We start from the raw sequence: 15,714 nt of genomic DNA, 5'->3' as shown, positions 1-15,714 counted from the left end.
CGGCCCGCCAAACGGCGCCGGCGCGGCCAGCTTGTATAATGTTGGCAACCCTACACCGCAAGCACATATGACCAATACCACCCACTTCGGCTACAAGACCGTCGCCGAGGACCAGAAGGTCCAGGAAGTCGCCAAGGTCTTCCATTCGGTCGCATCGAAATACGACGTCATGAACGACCTGATGTCGGCCGGCCTGCACCGCGCCTGGAAGGTGTTCACGATCGCCCAGGCGGGCGTGCGTCCGGGCTTCAAGGTGCTCGACATCGCCGGCGGCACCGGCGACCTGGCCAAGGCCTTCGCCAAGCAGGCGGGCCGCACCGGCGAGGTCTGGCTCACCGACATCAACGAATCGATGCTGCGCGTGGGCCGGGATAGACTATTGAATAAGGGCCTGGTGACCCCAACTTTGCTGTGTGATGCAGAGAAGCTGCCCTTCCCGGACAATTATTTCGACCGGGTCAGCGTGGCCTTCGGCTTGCGCAACATGACGCACAAGGACCAGGCGCTGGCGGAAATGCGTCGCGTGCTCAAGCCGGGCGGCAAGCTGCTGGTGCTGGAATTCTCGAAAGTCATCGAGCCGCTGCAAAAGCCCTACGACCTGTATTCGTTCTCGGTGCTGCCGTGGCTGGGCCAGAAGATCGCGGGCGATGCCGAGAGCTATCGCTACCTGGCGGAATCGATCCGCATGCATCCGGACCAGGAAACCCTGAAGTCCATGATGCTCGACGCGGGACTGGAGCGGGTCCAGTACCACAACCTGACAGCGGGTGTGGCTGCATTGCACACCGGTATCAAACTGTAGGATGACAGAGGAAGCAAAGATGAAAAAATTCGTGGCAACCATGGTTCTGGCGCTTACCGCGGTCTCGATGATCGCCGAAGCCACTGCACGCCCGATGGGCGGCAAGCGCTCGATCGGCCGCCAGTCGCAGCCCGTCAAGCAGATGCAGGCCCCGGCGCCGGCGCCCACGCCGGGCATGCAGCCGCAGCGCGCACCTGCCGCGGCGCCGGCTGCCGCCGGCGCCGCCGGTGCGGCCGCTGCCCAGGCCAAGCGCCCGAGCATGTGGAAGGGCATCCTCGGCGGCGCCCTGCTGGGCCTCGGCCTGGGTGCGCTGCTGTCGCACTTCGGCATCGGCGGCGCCCTGGCGAGCGCGATCTCGGCGATCCTCATGATCGGCCTCCTGGTGCTGGCCGTGCTGTTCATCGTGCGCATGTTCCGACGCAAGGACACCCCGGCCAACCCGGCCTTCGGCGGCGGCTACACCAACCCGGTGCCGGCCGGCGCCTCACCGAATCCGGCTGCCGGTACGGTCGCGACCCCGGAAATCGGTTCCGGCCTGCGCCAGCCCGCGGGTTTCCAGAGCCAGAGCCAGTTCGGCGGCGTCTCGCTGGGCAAGCCTGATGCGGCAGCGCCAGCGGCGCACCAGCAGTGGGGCGTGCCGGCCGACTTCGACCAGGACGCCTTCCTGCGCCATGCGAAAGCGTCCTTCATCCGCATGCAGGCTGCGTGGGACCGTGGCGACACCAACGACCTGCGCGAGTTCACCTCGCCGGAAGTATTCGCCGAGCTGAAGATGCAGATCCAGGAACGCAACGGCGCCACCGACTTCACCGACGTGGTGACGATCGATGGCCAGCTGCTGGGCATCGAGACCACCGCTACCGACTACCTGGCCAGCGTGCAGTTCAACGGCATGATCCGTACCGCCCCGAATGCGCCGGCCGAGCCCTTCGTGGAAGTGTGGAACATGTCCAAGCCGCTGTCGGGCCAGGGCGGCTGGGTACTCGCCGGTATCCAGCAGGTTGCTTAATATTTTCCAGTTAAGTTCCGTGCTGCCGGGTTTGCGCCCGGCAAACTGGTAAGATCGAACCGCCCGCTAACACCGGGCGGTTTTTTTATAACGTGTGCTGCCAATGATCCCGAGTTCTTCCATGCTGGCGACGCCTGCCGTTGCCACGATCAACCACCTGCTGGCCCAGGAAGCCTGGGCGCGCGAATCGCTCCTGCGTCACGCCGGCAAGGAAGCCTGTATCGATACGGGCCACCTCCAGCTGCGCCTGCGCGTGGCGCGCGATGGCATGCTGGAACCCGGCACGGACGAAGGCCCGGCGAACGTGACCATCCGCGTCAAGCTGAGCGACCTGCCGCTGATCGCCCAGAACCGCGACCGTGCTTTTTCCTACGTGAAAATCGAAGGCGACGCCGAGTTCGCCAACACCATCTCTTCGCTGTCGAAAGGCCTGCGCTGGGATGCCGAGTACGACCTGGAGCGCATCGTCGGCCCGCTGGGCGCACGCGGCCTGGTGCAGGGCGCGCGTGGCGCTGCCACCGGCGTACTGGGCGCCGGCCGCCGGCTGGCCGAGAACGTGGCCGAATTCCTGCTGGAAGAGCGGCCGGTTCTGGTGCGTCCGACGGCCGTCGACGAATTCGCCGCCGACGTGGTGCGCCTGCGCGACGACGTCGAGCGTACCGCCAAGCGCATTGCAAAACTGGAGCAGCGCCTGGCGCAGAATGCCGCTCCGACGAAGAGCGTGATATTGAGTCCGGATAACTGATGATATTGAAATTCCTGCGCCTGCTGAAAATCCTCGCTGTCGCGACCAAGTACGGTCTCGACGAAATCGCGGTCACGAGCCTGCATGCTCCGCGCACCGCGCGTGTCATGAGCACCCTGTTCTTCTGGCGCCGCATCACGTCGCCGCGCGCCATCCGTCTGCGCCAGGCGCTCGAAGAGCTGGGGCCGATCTTCATCAAGTTCGGCCAGGTGCTGTCGACCCGGCGCGACCTGATGCCGCAGGATATTGCCGACGAGCTGTCGCTGCTGCAGGACCGCGTGCCGCCCTTCGATTCCGACCTGGCGATCGCCCAGATCACCGAAGCGCTCGGCGCCCACCCCGATCAACTGTTCGGCAGCTTCGACCGCGTGCCGGTGGCCTCGGCATCGATTGCCCAGGTGCACTTCGCGACCCTGAAGAACGGCGCCGAGGTGGCAGTGAAAGTGCTGCGCCCCGGCATGCGCAAGACCATCGACGAAGACCTGGCCCTGATGGACATGGCCGCCGGCCTGATCGAGAAAGTCTGGGCCGAAAGCCGCCGCCTGAAACCGCGCGAAGTCGTCGCCGAGTTCGACAAGTACCTGCATGACGAGCTCGACCTGATGCGCGAGGCCGCCAACGCCAGCCAGCTGCGCCGCAACTTCTCCGATTCGAACCTGCTGATGGTGCCGGAGATGCACTGGGACTACTGCTCGAGCAGCGTGATCGTGATGGAGCGCATGCGCGGCATCCCGGTGTCGCAGATCGACCGCCTGGCGGCCGAGGGCGTGGACCTCAAGAAGCTGTCGAGCGATGGCGTGGAGATCTTCTTCACCCAGGTGTTTCGTGACGGCTTCTTCCACGCCGACATGCACCCAGGGAACATCCTGGTATCGGTCGAGAAGGAAACCTTCGGCCGCTACATCGCCCTCGACTTCGGCATCGTCGGCACCCTGAACGATTTCGACAAGGATTACCTGTCGCAGAACTTCCTGGCCTTCTTCCGCCGCGACTACAAGCGCGTGGCCGAGGCCCACATCGAATCGGGCTGGGCGCCGCGCGATACCCGCGTCGACGAACTCGAATCGGCGGTACGCGCCTGCTGCGAGCCGATCTTCGACCGTCCGCTGAAAGACATTTCCTTCGGCCAGATCCTGCTGCGCCTGTTCCAGACCTCGCGCCGCTTCAACGTCGAGGTGCAGCCGCAGCTGGTGCTGCTGCAGAAGACCCTGCTCAACATCGAAGGCCTGGGGCGCCAGCTCGACCCCGAGCTCGACCTGTGGAAGACCGCCAGGCCGCACCTCGAACGCTGGATGTCCGAACAGATGGGGTGGCAGGGACTCGTGGAGCGCCTGCGCGCCGAGGCGCCGCGCTACGCCCACATCTTCCCGCAGCTGCCGCGCCTGGTGCACCAGACCCTCGAGCGCCACGCCCACTCGGGCATGGCGACGCAGCACGGGCACCCGGTCGGGAATGCCGACCTGATGGCGGCCCTGCTGGTCGAGCAGCGCCGCACCAACCGCCTGCTGGCCTTCCTGGGCGCCGTGGTGGTGGTGGTGGGCAGCCTGGTGGCCGGCTACGTCGTGCTGCATGGCGGCGGCTGACCCGCCGAGCTTTGCCAGCCGCGATCCGCTCAGCCCGCGGTTCTGGGACGAGCGTTTCGCCAAATCCTTCACGCCCTGGGACCGCGGCGGCGTGCCGCAAGCCTTGCGCGACTTCGTGGCGCGCAGCCCGGCGCCGCTGCCCACCCTGATTCCGGGCTGCGGCAGTGCCTACGAACTGGTGTTCCTGCGCCAGGCCGGCTGGGATGCCACCGCGATCGATTTCGCACCGGAAGCCGTGGCGCGCGCCAGGGCGCTGGCGGGGCAGTGCGGCGATCGCGTCGTGGAAGCGGATTTCTTTGCCTGGCAGCCGCCGCAAGCGCTCGGGTTCATCTACGAATGCGCCTTCCTGTGCGCCTTGCCGCCCGCCATGCGGCCGCAAGTAGCGGCGCGCTGGGCCAAGCTGCTGCCGCCGGGCGGGCAGCTGGGCGGCTTCTTCTTTTTTGACCGAACGGTAAAAGGTCCGCCCTTCGGCATCGACAGGGCAGGGCTGGAGGCGCTGCTGGCGCCTTGCTTCGACCTGGTCGAGGAGGCGGCAGTGGCCGACTCGATTCCCGTGTTTGCCGGCAAGGAGCGCTGGATGCTCTGGCAGCGCCGCTAAAAGAAAAGCCCGCATGAGCGGGCTTCCAAGTGCAGCGTTCTTTTACGGACCAGCGGCGGTGCAGCACCGCGCAAAATCTTCTGTTTCTTCTTAACTGTGGGCAGCAGAGCTTGCCTGCTGCCATCATGTTCTTAAGAAAGATGCTATTTAATCACCCGCCGCTGTTCTTGCGCAAACGAAACAGCGTGTGACGATGACGAAAAACAACACCTCGGGCGCCGTCCGGAAGCGTCCCGGCCCGCCTGCTGCGGCCAAAACAGGCAAGGCCTCCCGTAAAAGCTTTATAATTCAGGGTTTTGAAGATTTTTGCGGAGTACCAGATGCCGATCTACGCCTACCGCTGCGATGAATGCGGATTTACCAAAGATGTACTGCAAAAAATTTCTGACCCAGTGCTGACGGTCTGTCCGTCGTGCAGCAAGGAAGCCTTCAAAAAACAGGTGACCGCTGCCGGCTTCCAGCTCAAGGGCACGGGTTGGTATGTGACCGACTTCCGCGGCGGCACCCCGCCGGCGACCGGTACTGCCGCGGGCGCTTCCGCAACTGCAGCCCCAGCCGCTGCATCCGGCAGTGCAGGCACGGCGGCCACCCCGGCGCCGGCGCCTGCTGCCGGCGGCGGCGACAAGAGCAGTACCTGAGCAGTCAGCAAATGGCTGCGGCCGGCCACGGCCGCAGCCCGAACAAGAACAAGAGAATTCGATGCGCAAATATTTCCTGACCGGCCTGCTGGTGCTGGTGCCCCTCGTGATCACGGCCTGGGTCTTGAGTGCCATCATCAGCACCCTGGACCAGTCGCTGCTGTTCGTGCCGGAAGCCTGGCAACCGCGCAGACTGTTCGGCATGGACATGCCCGGCTTCGGCGCGGTCCTGACGCTCGCCATCGTCTTCCTTACCGGCCTGCTGACCAATAACCTGGTCGGCCGCTACATCGTACGCGTGGGCGACCGCATCATGAAGCGGATTCCGGTGGTCAGCTCGCTGTACGGCAGCGTCAAGCAGGTGTCGGACACGCTGTTCTCGTCCTCGGGCAATGCGTTCCGCACGCCGGTGCTGATCCCGTACCCGCACGCGGATTCCTATACCATCGCATTCCTGACCGGCGTGCCGGGCGGCGACGTGAAGAACCACCTGGTGGGCGACTACGTGAGCGTGTACGTGCCGACCACCCCGAACCCGACCTCGGGCTTCTTCCTGATGATGGAACGCAGCAAGGTCGTGGAGCTGAACATGTCCGTGGACGCGGCCCTGAAGCACATCGTCTCGATGGGCGTCGTCGCTCCGGAATAAAGAACAAAGAACGCAGCAAGCAAAGAACAGAGGGCCGCCGCATGCGGGGGCGCCTTTCACGAATCAACCAACCTGGAACGAAAACCATGACCTCCATGCGTACTCACTACTGCGGCCTCGTCACCGAGGAACTGCTGGGCCAAACCGTCAGCCTGTGCGGCTGGGTGCACCGTCGCCGCGACCACGGCGGCGTGATCTTCATCGACCTGCGCGACCGCGAAGGCCTGGTGCAGGTGGTCTGCCACCCGGATAACGCCGAGGTGTTCAAGGCTGCGGAACACGTGCGCAACGAGTACTGCCTGCGCATCACCGGCACCGTCGTGAACCGCCTGGAAGGCACTGCCAACGCCAACCTGAAGTCGGGCAAGATCGAGATCAACACCACCAAGCTGGAAGTGCTGAACGCCTCGGTGCCGGTGCCGTTCCAGCTGGACGACGACAACCTGTCGGAAACCACCCGCCTGACCCACCGCGTGCTCGACCTGCGCCGCAACCAGATGCAGCACAACCTGCGCCTGCGCTACAAGGTCTCGATGGAAGTGCGCAAGTACCTCGACAACCTGGGCTTCATCGACATCGAAACCCCGATGCTGACCAAGTCGACCCCGGAAGGCGCGCGCGACTACCTGGTGCCTTCGCGCGTCAACCCGGGCAACTTCTTCGCGCTGCCGCAGTCGCCGCAGCTGTTCAAGCAGCTGCTGATGGTCGCGAACTTCGACCGCTACTACCAGATCACCAAGTGCTTCCGCGATGAAGACCTGCGCGCCGACCGCCAGCCGGAATTCACCCAGATCGACTGCGAAACCTCGTTCCTGACCGAGCAGGAAATCCGTGACCTGTTCGAAGACATGATGCGCGTCGTGTTCAAGAACGCGGCCGGCATCGACCTGCCGAACCCGTTCCCGGTGATGGACTTCGCCACCGCCATGGGCTCCTACGGTTCGGACAAGCCGGACATGCGCGTCAAGCTGCAGTTCACCGAACTGACCGAGCTGATGAAGTCGGTCGAGTTCAAGGTGTTCAACAGCGCCGCCAACATGGCCGGCGGTCGCGTGGTCGGCATGCGCGTGCCGCAGGGCGCTTCGATGCCGCGTTCGGAAATCGACGCGTACACCCAGTTCGTCGCCATCTACGGCGCCAAGGGCCTGGCCTACATCAAGGTCAACGAGAAGGCCAAGGGCCGTGACGGCCTGCAGTCGCCGATCGTCAAGAACATCTCGGACGAGATCCTGGCGCAGGTGCTGGAACTGACCGGCGCCCAGGACGGCGACCTGATCTTCTTCGGTGCAGATAAAGCCAAGGTCGTCAACGACGCCATCGGCGCGCTGCGCGTGAAGATCGGCCACTCGGAATTCGGCAAGAAGGCCGGCCTGTTCGACGACGTCTGGGCCCCGCTGTGGGTCATCGACTTCCCGATGTTCGAGTACGACGAAGACGGCGACCGCTGGAACGCCACCCACCACCCGTTCACCGCACCGAAGGACGGCCACGAAGACATGCTGGAAACCAATCCGGGCGCCTGCGTCGCCAAGGCCTACGACATGGTCCTGAACGGCTGGGAACTGGGTGGTGGCTCGATCCGTATCCACCGCGAAGAAGTGCAGAGCAAGGTGTTCCGCGCCCTGAAGATCGACGCCGAAGAAGCCCAGCTGAAGTTCGGCTTCCTGCTCGACGCCCTGCAGTACGGCGCGCCGCCGCACGGTGGCCTGGCCTTCGGCCTGGACCGCCTCATCACCCTGATGACCGGCTCCGAGTCGATCCGCGACGTGATCGCTTTCCCGAAGACCCAGCGCGCACAGGATCTCCTGACCAACGCGCCGTCGGAAGTCGACGAGAAGCAGCTCAAGGAACTGCACATCCGCCTGCGTAACGAGCCCAAGGTTGCTTAAACGACGGGTCGGCTCGTAATTCGGGCCACTGGCCCGAATTACCCACGCGTCCAACCAACGCGGGCTTGACCGATCATCGGTTCTGCCCGCGTTTGTTTTATCTGCCCATGCCCCACAAAATCCCCGAATCGGTCCTGGTCGTCATTCACACCTCCGCCATGGAGGTGCTGCTGATCGAACGCGCCGACCGCCCGGGTTTCTGGCAATCCGTCACCGGCTCGCTCGACACCCACGACGAACCGCTGATCCAGACCGCCACCCGCGAACTGTTCGAGGAAACCGGCATCGTGGCCGACGGCGACCGGATCCGCCTGCGCGACTGGGGTCTGGCCAACGTCTACGAGATCTACCCCGTCTGGCGCCATCGCTACGCCCCCGGCGTCACCCACAATACCGAGCACGTGTTCTCGGTCTGCGTGCCGCGCGACATCCCTGTGGTCCTGAGCCCGCGCGAGCACACGCAATACGCCTGGCTGCCTTATCTCGAGGCTGCCGACCGCTGTTTTTCCTCATCGAACGCCGAAGCCATACTGCAGTTGCCGCGCCACATCCTTGCTGCAAAGTAAATCTTCGCGAAATACCCCCCACACATGGGGCTTTTGATAATTCCTGTTGGAAAATAAACTGTCGTGATACCACAACAGGCACCAAATTTTTTTTTGTGCACGGTTATTCACTTCCTTGACAAATTTTTATTCGTTTGTGTGCATTTGATGTCAAGTTGCTTTCATAAACCGTTGTTTTTGCAGATATTGCTGAGTTAGGCGAGATGATTTTGGTAATTAGTTTACCGAAGGAAATTAGTCTTTTTCCCATCTGCACGATAGATTCGTCGTTTGACAGACGTCAATCTCTAGCATATCGTCGCTGAGGTCGCTTGTAACAATTTTCGCGACGCAACTCTAACTAGATAGATCTACAGGGAGAAAACATGGACCTCGAACTGAAGAACGACGATAAGGTAAAAGAGATCAGCATCGGCAACGGCTGCATCCAGATCGACCTGTTGTCTGGCCTGAGGTTGTCCGGACCTCTGCTGTCGAACGACGAAGTGGCCCGAACGTCCGCGCGCCCGCGCCGGATGATGGTGAGCGGTCACGAGGCTATTTCTAGCCAGATGGCATTTGTCTGAACACAGCGGGCTGGCCCCGCGACCAGATCACCCGGCAGCGCACAATTGGGTCTCGTTCCACGAGGACATCCGCCCGATGCGGTTAGAATGTTCCCATGAAAATTCGTGTGGCTACCTACAACATTCACAAGGGCGTCTCGTCATTGCGTAGTACGCCCCGGGTGATCGCCCTCAAGAAAGCAATCGCGGAATTCAACGCCGATGTCGTCTTCCTCCAGGAGGTACAAGGACGGCACGACCGCTTCCAGGCACGCTACGGCAAGGAAGACCTTGCGCACCGGCACTGGCCCGAGACGGCGCAATACGATTACTTCAAGAACGAGAAGCACCACAGCGCCTACGGCATGAACGCCGTGTACGACCACGGCCACCATGGCAATGCGCTGCTGAGCGCTTTCCCGATCGAGAATTCGCACAACCACGACATCTCCGACCACGCCTACGAACAGCGCGGCATCCTGCACTGCGTGCTGAACACGCAGGCGGGCAAGGTCCACTGTTACGTGGTGCACCTGGGCCTGTTCGAAGGCAGCCGCGGCCGCCAGACGGACGCCCTGATCGAGCACGTCAACGGGTCCTCGCATGGCGAGCCGGTGATCATTGCCGGCGATTTCAACGACTGGCGCAACAACCTCAGCGACCGCCTGCGCAATGCGCTCGGCGTGAAGGAGGTGTTCGACGAGCTGGGGCCGAAGTCGCCGCTGGGCGACATGGTGCGCAACTGGGCCGGCCGCCAGCCGCCGCCGCGCCGCCAGCCGCGGCTGGCCCCGGCGCGCACCTTTCCGGCCATGCTGCCCTGGTTCCGCCTCGACCGCATCTACGTGCGCGGCTTCAAGGTGGACAACGCCCAGGTGATGCATGGCCCGCTGTGGGCCAAGCTGTCCGACCATGCGCCGATCGTGGCGGAACTGCAGCTCTCGTAGGCCATGCGCCACGTCAGCTTCGTAGACAACAACGACGTCACCCTCCTGGAAAGCGGCACCGCCTACTTCCCGGCGCTGATCGCGGCGCTCGATGCGGCGCAGTACGAGGTCTTCTTCGAGACCTATATCTTCGGCGAGGACGACACCGCGCGGACCGTGCGCGACGCCCTGATCCGCGCCGCCGGGCGGGGCGTCAAGATGCGCGTGCTGGTCGACTGGATCGGCACCGAACACCTGCCCGCCAAGCGCCTCGGTGCGGCCTTCGCGGAAGCGGGCATCCAGTACCGCATCTTCAATCCCTGGTGCCGGCGCGGCATCGCGCGCTCGCACCGCAAGATCGCCGTGGTCGACCGCGAAGTCGCCTTCGTGGGCGGCATCAACGTCAATGACGACTGGCAGTGCGACCACGCCGACCGCCACCGCCTGCCGGCCCCGCGCTGGGATTTCACGGTGCGGGTAGCGGGGCCGCTAGTGGCCCAGATCCACGACGAGGCCCAGGGGCAGTGGCTGCGCGCGGGGCGCCTCAAGATCCGCCAGCGCATCGAGCTGTTCAAGGAAATGCGCAGGGATCCGCCGCAGTCCTGCGAATATCCGGCGCGCGCCGCCTTCGTGGTGCGCGACAACCTGCGCAACCGCTCCACGATCCAGCGCGCCTACCTGCAGGCCCTGGGCCGCGCGAAACACAGCGTGCTGCTGGCCACGCCGTATTTTGCACCGGGACGCAAGTTCCGCAAGGCGCTGGCCCATGCGGCGCGGCGCGGCGTCCAGGTGACGCTCTTGATCGGGGTCGGGGAGTTCAAGATCCAGGACATGGTGGCGCACTCCTTCTATCCGAAGCTGCTGGCCGACGGCATCCGGGTGGTCGAGTACCGCAAGACCCAGCTGCATGCCAAGGTCGCGGTGGTCGACGACGACTGGGCCACGGTCGGCTCGAGCAATTGCGACGGCCTGTCGCTGTTCCTGAACCAGGAAGCCAACGTGGTAGTGCTGGACGAGCGCTTCGCCGCCACCATGCGCGAGCACATCGAGCGCGGCATCGCGGACGGCGTGCCGATCCGTGCCGAGGAATTCGGCCACATCGGCTGGATCCGGCGTGCCAGCTATGGTCTGGCCTATATGGCGTATAAACTGGTCATGCGGATCTTCGCGATCGGCTATGCATGAATGGAAGCAAAAGGAACACCATGGAAAACGACAACGTACGCATCGACAAATGGCTGTGGGCCGCGCGCTTTTTTAAAACGCGTTCGATGGCGGCCGACGCGGTCGACCGTGGCCGCGTGCGTATCGGCGGCGAACCGGTCAAGCCGGCGCGCAACGTCAAGGTCAACGACAAGATCTTCATCGACAACGGCTCCGACCGCTGGGAAGTGATCGTGGCCGCCATCTCGGGCACGCGCGGCCCGGCGCCGGTCGCGCGCACGCTCTATTTCGAGACCGACGAGAGCATCGCCAAGCGCGAGAACGACAAGACGGCGCGCCGCCTGTTCCCCGAACCGAGCGCCGACATCAAAGGCCGACCGACCAAGCGCGACCGCCGCGCCATGACGCGCATCGGGGACGAATAAAGAAGCGTGCGCGGCAGATCTTGGCCTTCTTTGCAGTAGGGAATGTAGAATGCGATTTCCCGGCCGCAAGGATCGCTGAGGCGTAAAGACGCGCGAAGCGGCTTGGCGGTCTCCGCCAACCTCTTCGTGTCCTTTCCATGCAGACTGCTGTTCCTCTCGTCACCAATGATGCCGTCGTGCTCGGCATCCTCGCATCGATCCTCGGTTTCGTCTTCTGGTCCTCCTCCCGGACCGATGGCTTCTGGAAGAAGTTCTATACCTATGTGCCGGCCCTGCTGCTGTGCTACCTGGTCCCGGCCATCCTGAATACCTTCGGCATCATCGACGGAAGCCTGTCCAGGCTGTATCCGGTGGCGCGCGACTACCTGTTGCCCAGCGCGCTGGTGCTGCTGTGTATCGCGATCGACTTCGGCGCCATCGTGCGGCTCGGTCCAAAGGCGATCATCATGTTCCTGACCGGCACCGTCGGCATCATGCTGGGCGCGATCGTGTCCTTCGAAGTCATGCGGGTGATCCATCCGGAGACGGTGGCAGGCGAGACCTGGCGCGGCATGACCACCATCACCGGCGCCTGGATCGGCGGCGGCGCCAACCAGGCCGCGATGAAGGAAGTGTTCGAGGTCGATGCCACCCTGTTCGGCCAGTTCGTCGCCGTCGATGTGCTGGTGGCGAACGTCTGGATGGCGGTGCTGCTGTTCCTGGCCGGCCGTGCCCAGGCCTTCGATCGCTGGACCGGGGCCGACCTCTCCGCCATCAATGCCCTCAAGACGCGCATCGAGACCTACCAGGCCGAGCATGCGCGCATGCCGACCCTGACCGACGTGATGGTGATCCTGGCCGTGGGCCTGGGCGTCACCGGCCTGTCGCATGCATTGACCGGCCCCACCGTGGGCTGGATCGCCAGCCTGCCGCAAGAATGGCGCCTGCAGGACTACAGCCTGACTTCGTCCTTCTTCTGGATCGTGGTGTTCGCCACCACCTTCGGCATGCTGCTCAGCTTCACGAAGGCGCGCAGCCTGGAAGGCGCCGGCGCCTCGACCCTCGGTTCGGCCATGCTGTACTTCCTGGTGGCGACCATCGGCATGCAGATGGACCTGAACGCGCTGCTCGACCGCCCATGGCTGTTCGTGCTGGGCCTGATCTGGATCTGCGTGCACGGTGGCCTGTTGCTGCTCGTGGCCAAGCTGATCCGCGCGCCGCTGTTCTTCATGGCGGTCGGTTCGCAGGCCAACGTCGGCGGCGCCGCCTCCGCGCCGGTGGTGGCTTCGGCCTTCCACCCGGCGCTGGCGCCGGTCGGCGTGCTGCTGGCGGTGCTTGGCTATGCGCTGGGGACCTACTGCGCCTATATCACCGGGCTGGTGCTGCGCAGCCTGGCGACCTGAGGCTGCAAGGAGCGGGCGCAGGGCGCCCGCTCGAAATGTCCGGAACGCGCCCGCGGCATACGCCACAAGCACGAAAAATGCTGTACCTTTACATCTGCGACAAGCTTGTCCTCGCCAGCTCTGGCGAGGAACGCTCTGCAAGCGGCTTCACCTCGCTTGCCGTTGTCCTGCATCAATAGAATCTCGCCTCTAAGTTCCCGTTTGACATTTCATCTCTGGTAGATAATAGTACGAGCGTTCGGATTTTTTCGATTCAGGGGCAGCTATCACTACTTCAGCCAAATTCATGCGCAAGGGCGAACTCACGCGGGCAGCGATCCTGGACGTGGCGCTCGAGCTGTCGAGCCGCGACGGCCTGGAAGGCCTGACCATCGGCGTGCTGGCCGACCGGATGAACATGAGCAAATCCGGCGTGTTCGCCCATTTCGGCTCGCGCGAAGACCTGCAGCTGGAGGTCGTCAAGCTCTACCACCACCGCTTCGAGCAGGAAGTGTTCTTCCCGAGCGTGCGCGAGCCGCGCGGCCTGCCGCGCCTGCAGTCGATGTTCGACCGCTGGCTGGCGCGCGTGTCGGTCGAGATCGCATCCGGCTGCATCTACATCAGCGGCGCGGTCGAATACGACGACCGCCCGGGGCCAATCCGCGAGGAGCTGGTCAAGATGGTGCAGGACTGGCAGGACGCGCTGCGCCGCGCCGCGCGCCAGGCGATCGAGGTCGGCCACCTGCGTTCCGATGCCGATGCCGAGCAGCTCGTGTATGAAATGTATGGGCTGATCCTGGCCCTGCACCACGACGCCCGCTTCTTGCGCAATGCAGGCGCGGTCGAGCGCGCCCGCCGCGGTTTCGAGCGGCTGGTCGAGAACTACCGCAATCCAGATTCACCGGCGCAGTAAGCACTACGCCAACCGTCAAATAACACATCACCTTCGTTCAGGAGAAAACCATGGGTCAGTACGTCGCGCCAATCCGGGATATGCAGTTCGTTCTGCACGAATTCCTCAATGTCAGCGAAGAGTTCAAGAACCTGCCTGCCTACCAGGAAATCGACGCCGACATCATCAACCAGGTGCTCGAAGAAGGTGCGAAATTCACGCAGGAAGTGCTGTTCCCGCTGAACCACTCGGGCGACCGCGAAGGCTGCCATTTCGACGCCGCCACCAAGGCCGTGACCACCCCGAAGGGCTTCAAGGAAGCGTATAAACAGTACGTCGAAGGCGGCTGGGCCGCGCTGGCGTGCGATCCGGAATACGGCGGCCAGGGCCTGCCGGTCTCGCTGAACAACTCCTTCTACGAGATGCTGAACTCGTCGAACCAGGCATGGACCATGTACCCGGGCCTGTCGCACGGCGCCTACGAGTGCCTGAAGGAGCACGGTACCGACGAGCAGAAGAAGCTGTTCCTGCCGAAGCTGGTCTCCGGCGAGTGGACCGGCACCATGTGCTTGACCGAAGCGCATTGCGGCACCGACCTGGGCCTGCTGCGCACCAAGGCCGAACCGCAGGCCGACGGCACCTACAGCATCACCGGTTCCAAGATCTTCATCTCGGCCGGCGAACACGACATGGCCGAGAACATCGTCCACCTGGTGCTGGCGCGCCTGCCGGATGCACCCGAAGGCTCGAAGGGCATCTCGCTGTTCCTGGTGCCGAAGTTCAAGGTGAATGCCGACGGCTCGGTCGGTGAGCGCAACGGCATCGCCTGCGGCGCCATCGAAGAGAAGATGGGCATCCACGGCAACGCCACCTGCCAGATGAACCTGGACGGCGCGATCGGCACCCTGATCGGCCAGCCGCACAAGGGCCTGCAGGCGATGTTCGTGTTCATGAACGCGGCCCGCCTGGGCGTCGGCATGCAGTCGCTGGGCCTGACCGAAGTCGCGTACCAGAACGCGCTGGTCTACGCCAAGGAACGCATCCAGATGCGTTCGCTGTCGGGCCCGAAGGCGCCGGACAAGCCGGCCGACCCGATCATCGTGCACCCGGACGTGCGCCGCATGCTGCTCACCGCCAAGGCCTTCGCCGAAGGCGCGCGCGCCCTGACCTCGTACATCGCGCTGCAGATCGACCGCGAACTGAACCACCCGGACGAGGAAGTGCGCAAGGAAGCCGCCGGCGAAGTCGCGCTGCTGACCCCGATCGTGAAGGCCTTCATCACCGACAACGGCTGGATCGCGACCTCGGAAGCGATGCAGGTGTACGGCGGCCACGGCTACATCAGCGAGTGGGGCATGGAGCAGTACGTGCGCGACGCCCGCATCAACATGATCTACGAAGGCACCAACACCGTGCAGTCGCTGGACCTGCTGGGCCGTAAGATCCTGATGGACAACGGCGCCAAGCTGCGCGCCTTCGGCGAGAAGATCAAGGCTTTCGTCGAAGAGAACGGCCTGGACGAGTCGATGTCCGAGTTCGTGACCCCGCTGGGCGAGCTCGGTGAGAAGGTCACCAAGCTGACCATGGAAATCGGCATGAAGGCCTTCCAGAACCAGGACGAAGTCGGCGCCGCCGCCGTGCCTTACCTGCGCGTCGTGGGCCACCTGGTGTTCAGCTACTTCTTCGCCCAGATGGCGAAGATCGCGCTGGCCAAGCAGGACTCGGACGACAAGTTCTATGCGGCCAAGCTGCACACCGCGCGCTTCTACTTCGCCCGCCTGTATCCGGAAACCGCGATGCTGATCCGCCAGGCACGTTCGGGTGCATCGAACCTGCTGGCCATGGACGCAGACCTGTTCTAACACCTCATCACGCAAGACCGTCGTACCGGCGAAGGCCGGTACCCAATTTTGCTTGCAGTGCGA

16 protein-coding genes are annotated in these 15,714 nt (G+C 63.9%); all 16 read left to right on the top strand.

Annotation, left to right across the window (positions count from 1 at the left end):
• The first annotated feature begins 67 nt into the window (after positions 1-67).
• The 16 genes from ubiE (at position 68) to YWC_RS0112630 (ending at position 15,651) form a co-directional block, all read left to right on the top strand.
• Positions 68-802, top strand: a complete 735-nt coding sequence (gene ubiE, locus YWC_RS0112705) for a bifunctional demethylmenaquinone methyltransferase/2-methoxy-6-polyprenyl-1,4-benzoquinol methylase UbiE (RefSeq protein ID WP_027865715.1) — start codon at positions 68-70, stop codon at positions 800-802.
• A gap of 19 nt (positions 803-821) precedes the next feature.
• Positions 822-1,811 carry a Tim44 domain-containing protein gene (locus tag YWC_RS0112700; RefSeq protein ID WP_027865714.1) on the top strand — a complete coding sequence of 330 codons (990 nt, stop codon included), beginning with the start codon at positions 822-824 and terminating at the stop codon, positions 1,809-1,811.
• A 121-nt stretch (positions 1,812-1,932) separates the two neighbouring features.
• On the top strand, positions 1,933-2,556 hold the full coding sequence (locus tag YWC_RS0112695) for a ubiquinone biosynthesis accessory factor UbiJ (protein ID WP_229413094.1): 624 nt from the start codon (positions 1,933-1,935) through the stop codon (positions 2,554-2,556).
• On the top strand, positions 2,556-4,139 hold the full coding sequence (gene ubiB, locus YWC_RS0112690; protein WP_027865712.1) for a ubiquinone biosynthesis regulatory protein kinase UbiB: 1,584 nt from the start codon (positions 2,556-2,558) through the stop codon (positions 4,137-4,139). The genes YWC_RS0112695 and ubiB overlap by 1 nt, the downstream gene beginning before the upstream one ends.
• A complete protein-coding gene (locus tag YWC_RS0112685) occupies positions 4,126-4,737 on the top strand; it encodes a methyltransferase domain-containing protein (RefSeq protein ID WP_027865711.1) in 612 nt (203 codons plus the stop codon). Before ubiB ends, YWC_RS0112685 begins: the two co-directional genes overlap by 14 nt.
• 320 nt (positions 4,738-5,057) lie before the next feature.
• A complete protein-coding gene (locus YWC_RS0112680) occupies positions 5,058-5,375 on the top strand; it encodes an FmdB family zinc ribbon protein (protein WP_027865710.1) in 318 nt (105 codons plus the stop codon).
• 61 nt (positions 5,376-5,436) lie between these two features.
• A complete protein-coding gene (locus YWC_RS0112675; RefSeq protein WP_027865709.1) occupies positions 5,437-6,024 on the top strand; it encodes a DUF502 domain-containing protein in 588 nt (195 codons plus the stop codon).
• An 86-nt stretch (positions 6,025-6,110) separates the two neighbouring features.
• Positions 6,111-7,913 (top strand): aspartate--tRNA ligase, encoded by a 1,803-nt coding sequence (gene aspS / locus YWC_RS0112670; protein ID WP_036214219.1) that lies wholly within the window; start codon positions 6,111-6,113, stop codon positions 7,911-7,913.
• 107 nt (positions 7,914-8,020) lie between these two features.
• Positions 8,021-8,479, top strand: a complete 459-nt coding sequence (nudB, locus tag YWC_RS0112665) for a dihydroneopterin triphosphate diphosphatase (RefSeq protein WP_027865707.1) — start codon at positions 8,021-8,023, stop codon at positions 8,477-8,479.
• Positions 8,480-8,844: 365 nt separating this feature from the next.
• Positions 8,845-9,045 (top strand): hypothetical protein, encoded by a 201-nt coding sequence (locus YWC_RS0112660; protein ID WP_027865706.1) that lies wholly within the window; start codon positions 8,845-8,847, stop codon positions 9,043-9,045.
• Between the two features lie 95 nt (positions 9,046-9,140).
• On the top strand, positions 9,141-9,968 hold the full coding sequence (locus tag YWC_RS0112655) for an endonuclease/exonuclease/phosphatase family protein (RefSeq protein WP_027865705.1): 828 nt from the start codon (positions 9,141-9,143) through the stop codon (positions 9,966-9,968).
• A 3-nt stretch (positions 9,969-9,971) separates the two neighbouring features.
• Positions 9,972-11,132, top strand: a complete 1,161-nt coding sequence (gene clsB / locus YWC_RS0112650) for a cardiolipin synthase ClsB (RefSeq protein ID WP_027865704.1) — start codon at positions 9,972-9,974, stop codon at positions 11,130-11,132.
• A 20-nt stretch (positions 11,133-11,152) separates the two neighbouring features.
• Positions 11,153-11,536 carry an RNA-binding S4 domain-containing protein gene (locus YWC_RS0112645; RefSeq protein WP_027865703.1) on the top strand — a complete coding sequence of 128 codons (384 nt, stop codon included), beginning with the start codon at positions 11,153-11,155 and terminating at the stop codon, positions 11,534-11,536.
• Between the two features lie 137 nt (positions 11,537-11,673).
• On the top strand, positions 11,674-12,918 hold the full coding sequence (locus tag YWC_RS0112640) for a DUF819 family protein (RefSeq protein WP_027865702.1): 1,245 nt from the start codon (positions 11,674-11,676) through the stop codon (positions 12,916-12,918).
• Between the two features lie 286 nt (positions 12,919-13,204).
• Entirely contained in the window at positions 13,205-13,810 is a 606-nt protein-coding gene (locus YWC_RS0112635; RefSeq protein WP_027865701.1) for a TetR/AcrR family transcriptional regulator, read from the top strand.
• Between the two features lie 50 nt (positions 13,811-13,860).
• Positions 13,861-15,651: an acyl-CoA dehydrogenase C-terminal domain-containing protein gene (locus YWC_RS0112630; RefSeq protein ID WP_027865700.1), complete on the top strand. Its 1,791-nt coding sequence runs from the start codon at positions 13,861-13,863 to the stop codon at positions 15,649-15,651.
• Positions 15,652-15,714 lie beyond the last annotated feature (63 nt).

Origin of the sequence: Massilia alkalitolerans DSM 17462, assembly GCF_000427785.1 — a bacterium.
Lineage (GTDB): Bacteria > Pseudomonadota > Gammaproteobacteria > Burkholderiales > Burkholderiaceae_D > Telluria > Telluria alkalitolerans.
Note: the sequence above shows the minus strand (reverse complement) of the source record. Positions and strands in the feature narration are given on the sequence as shown.